This window comes from uncultured Thalassolituus sp. (assembly GCF_950066645.1).
Taxonomy (GTDB): domain Bacteria; phylum Pseudomonadota; class Gammaproteobacteria; order Pseudomonadales; family Oceanobacteraceae; genus Thalassolituus.
In genome coordinates this window covers 18,302-30,476 of record NZ_CATMFB010000018.1, presented here as the reverse complement: position 1 = coordinate 30,476, position 12,175 = coordinate 18,302, and the positions used below count along the sequence as shown (strand labels likewise).

The following is a 12,175-nucleotide window of genomic DNA, read 5'->3' as shown; positions in this document are numbered from 1 at the left end:
GCAGTGCAAACTTATATTATTGCCAGTAACAAGCGTTGGCATTTTGACAGTTTCTGTCAGCTACGGGATAGCTGCCCTGGTCACTGGATGTGGGTAGAAAACACAGCCGGGTTGGAGCAGGCGCTTGAATCTGCTGATGTGCGGTTTATTTTCTTTCTGCATTGGAGTGAACGGGTGCCTCAGTCGATATGGAGCAACTACGAATGTGTCTGCTTCCATATGACCGATCTCCCGTTTGGCCGGGGAGGAAGCCCGTTACAGAACCTGATTCTTCGCGGGCATACAGAAACAAAATTGTCGGCCTTCCGAATGGTGGAAGCAATGGATGCCGGCCCGGTATATATGAAACGCGTACTCCCGCTTGAAGGGCGTGCACAGGATATTTATCTGCGTGCCGGTCAACTGAGTTTTGAAATGATTCGGCTTATTACTGAGTCGGAGCCAGTGCCCGTAGAGCAGCAGGGACCCCCGCTGCTGTTTAAGCGCAGAACACCAGAGCAGAGCCAGATACCAGAGGGGCTGAACGAGCAACAACGATACGATTTTATCCGTATGCTTGATGCCGACGGCTATCCACATGCATACATAGAGCAGAGTGGTATGCGGGTGGAATTCCGGGATGCGGAAATGGTGGATGGCAGGGTCGTTGCACGAGCGACCTTTCTGCCCATTGAGTCGTCAGATAATGCAGAGGAGTCTGTATGACTTTTTCGATCAATAACAGAAAAATCGGACCAGAATATCCGCCTTATATTATTGCTGAGCTGTCAGCCAATCATAACGGCGATCTGTCGAAGGCGCTGCAGACGATTGATGCGGCGGCGGATGCCGGTGCCAGCGCGATTAAAATTCAGACCTATACCGCTGACACTATGACGATTGATTGTGACAAACCGGATTTCTGCATAGAGGGCGGTTTGTGGGATGGCTACCGTCTTTATGACCTGTATAAATGGGCAGAGACGCCCTATGACTGGCATCAGGCCATCTTTGAACATGCTGCACGGCGTGGTATCACAATCTTTTCAACGCCTTTTGATGAGACGGCTGTCGAGCTCTTAGAGTCACTGAATGCGCCTGCTTACAAGGTGGCATCGTTTGAATTGACTGATCTGCCTTTGATCCGTTGTATTGCAGCGACGGGGAAGCCAATGATTATGTCCACCGGGATGGCCACGCTGAGCGAGGTTGCTGAAGCGGTTGAGGCTGCAAGAGCAGCGGGCTGCCGTGATCTGGTGCTACTGCATTGTATCAGTAGTTACCCAGCGCCTATGAATCAGGCGAATCTGCGTCAGATGGCGTGTCTGCAGCAGGAATTCGGCGTTACCGTTGGCTTGTCAGATCATACTCTGGGTACGGTGGCTTCGGTTGCGGCAGTGTCGCTGGGAGCCTGCGTCATTGAAAAGCATTTTACCCTGAGTCGTGCAGATAAAGGGCCTGACAGTGAGTTTTCTATCGAGCCCGCAGAGCTGCAGCAGTTGGTGACTGACTCCGGATCCGCCTGGGAGGCACTTGGGGTTGCGGAATATAAACGTCAGCCTGCGGAAGAGGCGAACAAGCGCTTCCGTCGTTCGATTTATTTTGTGAAGGACTTACCTGCGGGCCACCAGATTACTCCTGATGATGTTCGCCGGATTCGTCCCGGTTTTGGGTTGCCTCCTAAGTACTTTGACGATGTGGTGGGGCGGACGCTGACAACCGCCGTCGACTTTGGAACGCCGGTCAGCTGGGACGTACTGACTGGCCCTGCTGCGGATGAACAGGTAGGTTGAATATGCCAAATTCTGAACAGGACATTGTGCTGGCAATCTTTGCACATCCGGATGATGAAGCTCTGGGTTGCGGAGGCGCTCTGGCCCGGCATTCTGCCCGAGGCGATCGTGTTTATGCCATTTTTATGGCAGACGGAGAAGGCGCAAGAGCCAGTGCAGACGACGAGTCTTTTGCTGCACGCAATCAGGCCACCGACCATGCGGCGGATAAGCTGGGTATTGAGCAGATTACACGTCTGAACTGGCCGGACAACCGCCTTGATGCGGTTCCGCTTCTGGATCTGGTTCAGAGCATTGAGCCCCTGATTGACGAAATTCAGCCAACGGTTGTATACACGCATTTTTATGGCGATCTGAATGTAGATCATCAGCTTACCGCTAAGACAGTGATGACGGCGTGCCGGGCTCTGCCGGGTAGTCGTATCCGCAAGATACTTGCCGCTGAAGTGCTCTCAAGTACTGAGTGGGGTATCGGCGACGCATTTCAGCCAAATTACTGGATTGATATTTCAGATTATATCGAAGCCAAAGAAAGCGCTTTACGTTCGTATGATGCGGAAATGCGGGAATATCCACATCCCCGCTCTTATCAGAACTGCCGACAGTTGGCCGGAGTCCGTGGGGCTGCGGTGGGTGTCGACTATGCCGAAGCATTTATGCTGATGCGTCAGGTAGATAAATGATGACACTGAGTGCACTCATTATCGGTTGTGGCCGGATCTCCGGGGGCTTTGATTCTGACCGGAAATCCGAAGTGCTTTCCGGCGCGGGCTGGCCGCTTTCTCATGCGGGAGCGCTGGCGCGGTGTGAGGGCGTGAGTGTTTCAGCGTGTGTCGACCCTGATGACCGAGCGCGTGCTCTCTTTCAGGAAGAATGGGGGATCACCAGCGGGTATCGCGCGTTGCAGGATGTCAGCGTTCCTGAGGCGGGTTTCGACATTATCACTATTGCAGCTCCGACGGCTTTTCACTCGCAGATGGTCGACCAGGCACTTGCTCTCAGACCGAAAGCAATCTTCTTAGAAAAGCCGGTGAGTCAAAGCCCCGCAGAAACTGAGGCCGTTGTGCATGCCTGCCGTGAAGCAGGTGTGTTGTTATTGGTAAATTACAGCAGACGTTGGGACGATAAACTTCAGGAGTTGCTCAGGGATATCCGTGATGGTGTGCATGGCAAATTACGCAGCGTTGTCGTCGTGTATAACAAGGGCATACTGAATAACGGCTCCCATATGCTGGATCTCCTGTTGACGCTCTGTGGTGATCTGACGCCTTTATGGGCCGCCTTTTCTTCCCCGGCGCAGGTGACTGATGAGTGTGATCCGGACGTGGATGCTGTTTTACGGTCTGGTGACGGTGTTTTGTGCCATCTGGTCAGTACTCAGGCCGCGGATTTTTCTCAGTTTGAATTGCAGATCCTGACCGAACATGGCGAGTTTCGTATTCTGGATAGCGGCTTTCGCTGGAGTATCCGCTCGGCGGATGAAAGTCCGGACTTTCCCGGTTATCGCCGCCTTGCCCGTGAGCATCATGAGGATGGCGGGTACCCTCCTGTTATGCAGAATGCATTTAACGAACTGACAGAACTCACTCGTGCAGGTATCCGGGTGCATTCGTCTGCGGATGCGGCAGTCCGAACAGAGTCTTTGTGTGATCAGATTAAAAGGTTGGCTTATGAAAACTGCTGACGAGTTACGGCAAGTCCCTTTGGCGGAAGCTGGTGGAACTCCGGTAATTGATCGTGTTTTTCCTCGGTATAACAGTCTCGGAACGGAAGAAGCCGAGGCTGTTCAGAAAGTCATGGAAACCGGTGTACTGTCCCAGTTTCTTGGGTGCTGGCATGAAGATTTTTACGGTGGTAGTAAGGTTCGGGAGTTTGAAACTCAGTGTCAGGAATACTTCGGCGTTAAGCATGCTATCACTGTGAATTCCTGGACCTCCGGTCTGATTGCAGCCGTAGGGGCATTGGACATTGAACCCGGGGATGAAATTATCGTGAGCCCGTGGACCATGTGCGCGAGTGCGACAGCCATACTGCAGTGGAATGCGATCCCGGTATTTGCAGATATTGATCCGCATACCTTCAATCTGGATCCTGAATCTGTACGGGCAAATATCACCGAAAAAACGCGAGCCATAATGGCGGTCGATATTTTCGGACAGTCAGCGGACATGGATGCGCTACGTCAGATTGCGGATGAATTTAATCTGCGGATTATTTCAGATACCGCTCAGGCGCCAGCGGCTCTGTATAAGGGTAAGTTCGCCGGTACGCTCGGAGACATTGGTGGTTACAGCCTCAATTACCATAAGCATGTCCATACGGGTGAGGGTGGGGTGGTTGTCACCAATGATGATGCACTCGCTGAGCGTGTACGCCTGATACGCAATCATGCTGAGGCAGTGCTGAATGATCGCGAAGAAATGCCTCTGAATAATATGCTGGGATATAACTTCCGCCTCGGTGAAATTGAGTGCGCTATTGGCATTGAGCAGCTTAAAAAGCTTCCTGCGCTGGTGGCGTCACGACAACACCTGGCCGAACGTCTTGCAGAGGGGATCCGTGACTTGCCAGGCCTGCAGGTTCCTGTGGTGGGTGAAGGCAATACCCATGTGTACTACGTATTTCCGCTGCTCGTTGATCCACTGATTACCGGGTGCTCCAAAGAAGAGCTGGCTGCTGCGTTAAAGGCAGAAGGTGTTGAACTGGCGACCCGTTATCAGAATTTGCACCTGTTGCCTATGTACCAGAAAAAAATGGCATATGGCTCTACGGGCTTCCCCTGGAGTGCAGAATTCAGTCGTCAATCGGTCAGCTACGACAAGGGGATATGTCCGGTCGCAGAGGTCATGAATGATTCAACATACCTCGGATTCGGGATGTGTGTGTATGATCTTAATGAAGCTGATATTGACTTGATTATTCAGGCATTTCGTAAGGTCTGGGCACACAAGGTTGCAGCGGTATGATGAAAGATCAGTTTATTGCGGCGCTACCTGTTTCTGCAGAGGATGTTACGGTCCGTTTGTTCAGAGCGGAAGATATTTCTGAGGCGTATATAGGGTGGCTGAATCATCCCGGGACGATGCGCTTCAGTAATCAGCGCTTTATTCAGCACGATGACGAAAGCTGTCAGGCTTTTTACCATTCTGTAAAAGCGTCCCCTTCGGTGTTTCTCGCTATTGAACACAAAGCTTTCGGTCACGTCGGCACTATGACAGTTCACTTCAATGACCGGCATGGTACCGCTGATATGGGGATTCTTGTCGGTGCCCCCGACGTTAAGGGGTCAGGTGTCGGACGTCGTGCCTGGCAGCTTGCGCTTGATCTGGCGTTATCTCTTCCTGAAATGCGTAAGGTGACAGCGGGCACTCTTAGCTGTAACAGGGCAATGCTTGGCGTGGCGGAGGCGACCGGAATGGTCCCGGACGGTATTCGTATTGCGCAGGAGTTAGTCGATGGGGAAGCCTATGACATGCACTACTTTGCCGCCTTCCGCTGATACAGACTCCCGCCCATCAGATATTCCAGCTGGGCGTTTTGCGGTTGTTGCCCACGACGCCGGCGCAGCAAATCAGATCTTTTCCTGGTTAAGTTCCGGGGATCTCGATCCAGATCAGGCTATTTTTGCACTTGCTGGCCCCGCACTGACTCTTGCGCATCAGTTTGGTTTTGACGGCACAAACTACTCAGTTGAACACGCGGTATCTGAATCAGGCTGGGTGCTGACCGGAACAGGCTGGCAAACCGACCACGAGAAATCCGCCATGTCTGCTGCTCGTCGCTGTGGTAAAAAATGCGTAGCCGTGCTGGACCATTGGGTGAATTATCGTCCTCGCTTTCACTTCTGTGATGAGGGTTCGGTGGAGATCGACGAGCTATGGGTTGTTGATTCAGAGGCTGCCAGGATCGCCGAAGAAGAAATTCCCGGAGCGGAAATCCGCAGAATGCCAGGCAGATATCTTGAGCGCCAGATAGCAGAAGTAAAGTCAGCGCCACATCGCGGACGTATTCTGTTTCTTATGGAACCCGTGCGGGATGCCTGGGGGATGGTCGGTGTTGGCGAGGCAGGCGAATTTGCCGCGTTCCGATTTTTTCTTCAATGTCTTGAAGATTCTTCAGCGGCGGTAGGGGATATCACTATCCGTCCTCACCCGTCAGATCCGGAGAATAAGTACACCTTATTAACTGACCATCAAATTTATAAGATTACCGTTGATAGCACCCGCTCTTTATCGTCAGCACTGTCTGAGGCTGATTGCGTTGTAGGGTTGAACAGCTATGCGATGGTGGTCGCGCTGGCAGCGGGAAGAAAGGTGTATTGTGCATTGCCGCCACAGGCACCTGCATGTGTTCTGCCACATGCAGGTATCATGGACCTCAGGTCTGTATCATTCTGCGTATAGATGTTCGTTCGAGACGATATCGTTGCGAATCCAGGGGTCGTCAGAATCTGGGTATGTCTTAGACGTAATGCTGTCAAAGTGTGCTGGCAGATCTTTCAGGAAGCTTCCGAAGTTTTCTTTCCACGCGTTTATAAAGTGATCACGGCTTATTTGATTCTCAATCGACAGTGAATGAGCGCACGCGACGTTCAGGTAATGCCAGATTGAGCCACGGATAAAGTACGCGGTCAGCCCGTATTTCGGAAAAATCTGTTGTATCAGATTCATGTTAATGGTGTGGCAGACCCGGAAGACATCCTCGGGCTCGGTCGACTTTAACGAATTCAGACAGATGGTCAGTGAGCGGCTGATTTCTGTCAGGAACGTTGCCAGTTCTTTTATTTTTTCGCGCATCTGCTTTTGCGTATAGGCAGTCCCTTTCAGTGATTTCAGAAACTCGGTGGATGTAATCTCGTCACGCTTACTGAAAAAACTGTCGACGTCTTCTGGTGTCAGATAGTTGGTATTAGCGATCTTTGCGCCCTCTGAGCAGGCATAACTTTTCGTACCCTGATGAATGGTCCTGTGTTTGATCAACTGCTCTATGCTCATCCGTGATGTGTTGTACATCGGGAATGTGTACATCAGATCTCCATGCACGGACTCAGTCTCAACCAGCTTTTCGAGGTTGCGTTTAACGCCCTCTTTGATCGAGTCACTCATCTTGTCGCTGAAGTAGATACTGTTCTTCGAGTGATGCTGATTCTTTTCGGGGAACCCGAAGTCCATCCCGTACAGAAATACGCTGTCGAGCTTCAGGTGTGTTGCGATAGCGACACCTGTGTTGGTACAGGTTGGAGTGGCGCGATGAACGATCTCTTCGGGTTTACCGAACATATTGCCCAGCGCGGTTGAATCTTTCAGGAAATAATATCCATGCCGGAACAGGCCAAATACCTGAGGCGGGAGTTGTAGTGCGCCGACGAGCAGGGTGTTCTCGAAAAATTCTTCAGCCTCAATCTTCGACAGATGATCGTAAGTCAGCATGTGTGACTCAATCTCAACATGAATATCGGGCATTAATCCGGCAGCAATGATGCTGTGCACCGCGGTCCCACAGGAGATCAGCAGCATTTTGCTTCTGTGACGCTTAATTTCTTCCACCCGCATATCGAATGATGGCCCGCCACCCACGATGACCGCTGGAAGGCTGGTATCAATCTGGTCATAAGACATCGGAGGAACACCGGCGCCTATGTTATGCAGTGCGTTGTTCAGCTGATTAATTTCATCATCGTAGTATCCCCACTGGTTCAGGAAGAAGTGCATATCGCCCTGAATACGTTTGATGATAGGGCTGTAAGGCTCGCTACTGATGTGGTTATAGAAGAGCGCACACAGTGGAAAGCTTGGTCCGTAGTTGATCAGCAGATTCCACAATGCTGGAGATGATACCTCGGGAGGAGCAACACCGCCGCTGGCTACCAGGATGTCTATTTTATTGCCCTTACGCTCGAACTCTTTAAACAGGTTTTCCCAGTCTGTGACGTACAGGCTGGCAAAGAAATACTCTGGGTCGGGTTCGAAGATAATGACATTGAGTATTCGGTGTTCCTGAATCATCTTCTCGATGTGGATGCCAAGCCCGCAACCGAAAAACGCAATCATCGGATAGAAATCGGGAATGGAGTAATACTGTGTCAGATCCGCGTCCTCCGGGATCTGATCTGTCAGGGCGTGCATACGTTTGGAGAAGAAGCGGTGGAACCCTATTGCTCCCGGCCTGGGGGGCAGAATAGTAGCAATTGACTCACCCGGCCCGAAATTGCGTTTGTAGGCGGCGACCTCTTTTTCAGCAAATGCGTGTGCATCTCCCTTGTACAGACTTTGCCTGTTCAGCCACAGGTCGACCTTTCCACTCTCGCCATCGATGTTAAGCGTCAGGCGGCTGAAGTTTTCCTGGAGTGCTGTCTGATAAAGCGCCGGGTGCTTATTTTTAAAAAACGCCAGATTTTTGTCTTTCAGCGCCATTGCTCCGGCGGCTCGCGGGTGTGTCATGCCATTTCTCCTTATTGAACAGAGAAAGTAGCAGAGATCATGCCATCTGAGTCCGGTACGAAGGCCCTGGCGAACCGGCAGAAAACAATTTGTAACAAACTTTTCTGAGGCCAGAAGTATCGGGCGTCAAAATTAAATTTCTATGTATTTCAGTGAGTTAGATGGGCTAACGATAAAGCGTCAAAGTAGTGTCGCAGGTGGGTGCTGTTTCGGTGGAAAAAACTTCTAAAGAACTCTGGAAAGGGGCCGTTAAAGGCTATGACAAAGTCAGGCGGAGCCGAAAAGCGTCCAAGGCGATGCCGGTTCCAATAGAAGTAGGTACAGGAGAAACACCATGCCTCAAATTATTAATACGAACATTGCCTCGCTGAATGCTCAGCGTAACCTGGACAAATCCCAGTCCTCGAACCAGCAGGCTCTGCAACGCCTGTCTTCTGGTCTCCGTATCAACAGCGCGAAAGACGACGCTGCGGGTCTGGCGATTTCTACCCGTTTCACTTCTCAGATTAAAGGTCTGAACGTTGCCGTACGTAACGCCGGTGACGGTATCGCTCTGGCGCAGACCGCTGAAGGTGCACTGGGTTCTATTAACGAATCACTGCAGCGTATCCGTGAGCTGGCAGTTCAGTCTGCTAACGCCACGAACTCTGATGTCGACCGTGAAGCTCTCCAGGCGGAGGTTGATCAGCTGGTGTCTGAGATCTCACGTACTGCAGATGAAACCGACTTCAACGGTCGTAAGCTGCTCGATGGTTCTTTCTCGGCAACGTTCCAGGTGGGTGCGAACGCTGGTCAGACAGTAGATATCTCCATCGGTGAACTGACCGCTGACAAGCTGGGTTCTTCTTCTCAATCTGGTCTTTCAGCGCGTGGTACTGACAACGCTCTGGAGAATGGTGACCTGGTTATCAACGGTACAGCAATCGCTGCATCCCGTGCAGAAGACGACACCTCTTCAGTATCTAACAACGCTGCATCTGCGATTTCTAAAGCAGCAGCGATCAACCGTTACAGCGACGAAACTGGCGTAACCGCGCAGGTAAATGAGAACGTTGCTGGCGGTAGCGAAATGAGCGGTACTGCAGGTTCAGGTACCTTCACCCTGAACGGCGTTGATATCTCTTTCTCAACCACCACTGATACCGCACAGTCCCGTGCTGCGATCACTCAGGCGATCAATGCGGTTTCTGAACAGACAGGCGTACGCGCAGTCGATACCGAAAACGGTTCTACCGGCGTTAACCTGGTTGCTGAAGACGGCCGTAACATCACCCTGACGTTTGACACTACTGAGCTGACTGGTCTTGACCAGGACACCTTCGCTGCGGCGACTGGCCTGGCAGGTGGTGCGACTCTGCAGTCAGGTACGACTTACAGCAACACCTACGAAGGTGGTTACACTCTGATTGCAGATGGCGATCAGAAAACCATCGAGATTTCTGGCGGTAACGGTACTGGCCGTGGTGATCTGGCCAACGCCGGTCTCACTGCTGGCACCTACGATCGTGCAAAAGCGGTGTCTGTATCTTCTAAAGTGTCTGATGATACGAAAGCGTCAACGGTTGGTGGCGGCTCGCTGTCGAATACACTGGAGCGTGCAGATTCAGGTGGTACTTTTATCTCGCAAGCGGGTGGTTCTGTGACTACCACTGTGACAACCACTGCAACTGCAGCACAGATTACCGATAGTGGTGCATCACTGACGATTGTTCAGGGTACTACTGCGGTTACCTACTCCAACGCGGGTGACCAGGACATTGCTGCCTACGCCGATGCTGCTGAAACAGCCGCAACAACCGCGGGTATCGATGTTAATTTCTATGAGCAGGGCACTATGACCCTGTCTGGTCTGGATGCCGGTGACTCGTTCGATATCGGTGGTGTGACCATCAACGTCTCTGGTTCTACTGCGATTCTCCGCGCTGAAAACGTTGTCGACCAGCTGAATGCCGGTAACTTCACGGCAGACCTGGGGGCAACTGGCTTCCTGAATGCAGAGTTGGATGGCACCGGTGGTGATGTAACCTTTACCTTCCGCAATGAGACCAACACTCAGCTGACTGCAGATCGTACGACTGCGGGTGCTGTGACTATCGACGGTACCACTATTTCTACCGGTGCGAATGCGACCATCCTGACGGGTGAACTGGGCTTCGCTTCAACCTCCGCTACAGGTGAAGCGGTTAATGTCACTCTGACTGACGCAGGCACGGAACTTCTGGCAGCTCCTGGCTCTGTAACAGCGAGCTCCTCTGCGGGTGATGTTCTGACGACAACTGCAGAAACCAACCTTTCTGTGAGTGTTGGCGGTGTTGATGTATCACCTTCTGCACCTCTGCAGGCAGGCTCTACGGTTGCTGAGCTGGCAAGCGCCATCGACGGTGTGAGTGGTGTCAGCGCTTACGAAGAAATTAACCTGACAATTACAGACTCCAATCTTGAGTCTGGTGAACAGCTGCGCTTCTCTGCAGGCGGCACGGATATCGACGTGACGGTCACCCCAGACAGTGCAGGTAACTTCACCCTGCAGGGCCTGGCTGATGACATCAACGGTACTGATTTCTCGACAGCCAATATGGACGTGTCTGCGACTTACGATGCAGATAGCGGCGAAGTCTCTCTGACCATCCGTAACTACAGTGCAAACACTGTAAGCTTGGAAACTGAGAACGCCAGTGGTCAGACCATCACTGTCTCTGAAGGCGGTACTACCGAGATCGGTGAAAACGCTCTGAACCTGTCGGGTGAACTCAAGTTCTACTCTGACGATGGCAAAGACGTGAATGTGACTCTGTCTGATCCTACAACCGGTGGCGAACTGTTCGCTGGTAAGAGTGCTTCTGAAGACTACACAGGTGTGAATGGTCTGGAAGACGGTGACCTGCTGATTAACGGCGTAACCATCGGTGGTGCTGATGTGAACGCAGATACGGCTTCAGCCACTGTGTCTTCCGATGGCTCTAAGATCCTGTCTTCTGAGAAATCGCAGTCTGCTATCGCGATTGCTGCGGCAATCAACAAAGTGGCTGATGAAACTGGTGTGTCTGCCTCTGTTAACGCAACTGAGGTTGTCGGTGGCGACGGTACTAACGTTGACCTGACTCAGTTTGAAGAGGGTGATCAGGCTGGTATCTACATCAACGGTGTAGAGGTTGGTACAGTCACTCTGCAGAGCGACGGTGGCGGCAACCTGGATGCTGACCGTGCACGCGCTGATGCTCTGAATCTGATCAATCAGAACTCAGGTAAGACTGGTGTCGTTGCGGAAGATAACGGTGTGTCTCTGACGCTGACTGCAGCAGATGGTCGTAACGTCTCTATCGCAATCGACGACAAGTCTGGCTCCAGCGCTTCTATCGGTGCTGTCCTGGGTCTGGATGCGGAAGTCGAAGGTATCGGTGAAGCAACCTTCGGTGAAGGTTCTGTTGCTGGTGGCGGTACGTCAGCGGAAGCTGCGGCTTACGAGACTACTTACGGTTCAATCTCACTGTCTTCTGCGAAAGAGTTCACTCTGGAAGGTGGTGCGAACGGTAACTCTGAACTGGATGCTATCGGTCTGGCGACAGGTACCTACGGTGGCGGTGAAGATGGTCAGTTCCTGGCTGATATCGACATCTCAACCTTCGAAGGTGCACAGGCTGCTATCACTGCGATCGATAACGCGATCGGTCAGGTGGCGAGCCAGCGAGCTGACCTTGGTGCGATTCAGAACCGTCTGGAATCTACAGTGAGCAACCTGCAGGTGACCTCTGAGAACCTGAATGCTGCGAACTCACGGATTCAGGATGCGGACTTCGCGGCTGAAACGGCAGAGCTGTCACGTACTCAGGTACTGCAGCAGGCAGGTATCTCGGTACTGGCCCAGGCCAACGCTGCAGGTCAGCAGGTACTGTCTCTGCTGGGATAAGATAAAGGGTAAGGTGGGCCTTAACGGCCCACCATTGCTGACTCAGATACCATAGA

At 52.1% G+C, this 12,175-nt stretch carries 9 protein-coding genes; 8 read left to right on the top strand and 1 reads right to left on the bottom strand.

Annotation, left to right across the window (positions count from 1 at the left end; all coding sequences use genetic code 11):
- Positions 1-3: 3 nt before the first annotated feature.
- From Q1L85_RS14760 to Q1L85_RS14730, 7 genes are read left to right on the top strand one after another with little or no spacing between them, the layout of a single operon-like run.
- The gene (locus Q1L85_RS14760) at positions 4-705 is read left to right on the top strand and encodes a hypothetical protein (RefSeq protein ID WP_300433481.1); all 702 of its coding nucleotides are present in this window, start codon (positions 4-6) and stop codon (positions 703-705) included.
- Positions 702-1,772, top strand: a complete 1,071-nt coding sequence (pseI, locus tag Q1L85_RS14755; RefSeq protein WP_300433480.1) for a pseudaminic acid synthase — start codon at positions 702-704, stop codon at positions 1,770-1,772. Before Q1L85_RS14760 ends, pseI begins: the two co-directional genes overlap by 4 nt.
- A 2-nt stretch (positions 1,773-1,774) precedes the next feature.
- On the top strand, positions 1,775-2,455 hold the full coding sequence (locus Q1L85_RS14750) for a PIG-L deacetylase family protein (protein ID WP_300433479.1): 681 nt from the start codon (positions 1,775-1,777) through the stop codon (positions 2,453-2,455).
- Positions 2,452-3,456, top strand: coding sequence for a Gfo/Idh/MocA family oxidoreductase (locus Q1L85_RS14745; RefSeq protein WP_300428606.1), 1,005 nt, complete (start codon positions 2,452-2,454; stop codon positions 3,454-3,456). Before Q1L85_RS14750 ends, Q1L85_RS14745 begins: the two co-directional genes overlap by 4 nt.
- On the top strand, positions 3,443-4,738 hold the full coding sequence (locus Q1L85_RS14740; protein WP_300428604.1) for a DegT/DnrJ/EryC1/StrS family aminotransferase: 1,296 nt from the start codon (positions 3,443-3,445) through the stop codon (positions 4,736-4,738). The genes Q1L85_RS14745 and Q1L85_RS14740 overlap by 14 nt, the downstream gene beginning before the upstream one ends.
- Positions 4,735-5,271: a GNAT family protein gene (locus tag Q1L85_RS14735; RefSeq protein ID WP_300428602.1), complete on the top strand. Its 537-nt coding sequence runs from the start codon at positions 4,735-4,737 to the stop codon at positions 5,269-5,271. The genes Q1L85_RS14740 and Q1L85_RS14735 overlap by 4 nt, the downstream gene beginning before the upstream one ends.
- Positions 5,240-6,175, top strand: coding sequence for a hypothetical protein (locus Q1L85_RS14730; protein WP_300433478.1), 936 nt, complete (start codon positions 5,240-5,242; stop codon positions 6,173-6,175). Before Q1L85_RS14735 ends, Q1L85_RS14730 begins: the two co-directional genes overlap by 32 nt.
- Here the strand turns inward: Q1L85_RS14730 and Q1L85_RS14725 are convergent.
- The gene (locus Q1L85_RS14725) at positions 6,161-8,212 is read right to left on the bottom strand and encodes a motility associated factor glycosyltransferase family protein (protein ID WP_300427847.1); all 2,052 of its coding nucleotides are present in this window, start codon (positions 8,210-8,212) and stop codon (positions 6,161-6,163) included. The two genes, Q1L85_RS14730 and Q1L85_RS14725, sit on opposite strands and share 15 nt — an antisense overlap.
- Positions 8,213-8,546: 334 nt before the next feature.
- Here Q1L85_RS14725 and Q1L85_RS14720 point away from each other — a divergent pair, with 334 nt between their 5' ends.
- Positions 8,547-12,119, top strand: coding sequence for a flagellin (locus tag Q1L85_RS14720; protein WP_300427845.1), 3,573 nt, complete (start codon positions 8,547-8,549; stop codon positions 12,117-12,119).
- Positions 12,120-12,175: the final 56 nt, after the last annotated feature.

Coding starts and splice junctions, on each gene's coding strand:
- Q1L85_RS14725 (WP_300427847.1), bottom strand. CDS start 8,212: ATGACACACCCGCGAGCCGCCGGAGCAATGGCGCTGAAAGACAAAAAT.
- Q1L85_RS14740 (WP_300428604.1), top strand. CDS start 3,443: ATGAAAACTGCTGACGAGTTACGGCAAGTCCCTTTGGCGGAAGCTGGT.
- pseI (WP_300433480.1), top strand. CDS start 702: ATGACTTTTTCGATCAATAACAGAAAAATCGGACCAGAATATCCGCCT.
- Q1L85_RS14735 (WP_300428602.1), top strand. CDS start 4,735: ATGATGAAAGATCAGTTTATTGCGGCGCTACCTGTTTCTGCAGAGGAT.
- Q1L85_RS14720 (WP_300427845.1), top strand. CDS start 8,547: ATGCCTCAAATTATTAATACGAACATTGCCTCGCTGAATGCTCAGCGT.
- Q1L85_RS14750 (WP_300433479.1), top strand. CDS start 1,775: ATGCCAAATTCTGAACAGGACATTGTGCTGGCAATCTTTGCACATCCG.
- Q1L85_RS14745 (WP_300428606.1), top strand. CDS start 2,452: ATGATGACACTGAGTGCACTCATTATCGGTTGTGGCCGGATCTCCGGG.
- Q1L85_RS14730 (WP_300433478.1), top strand. CDS start 5,240: ATGACATGCACTACTTTGCCGCCTTCCGCTGATACAGACTCCCGCCCA.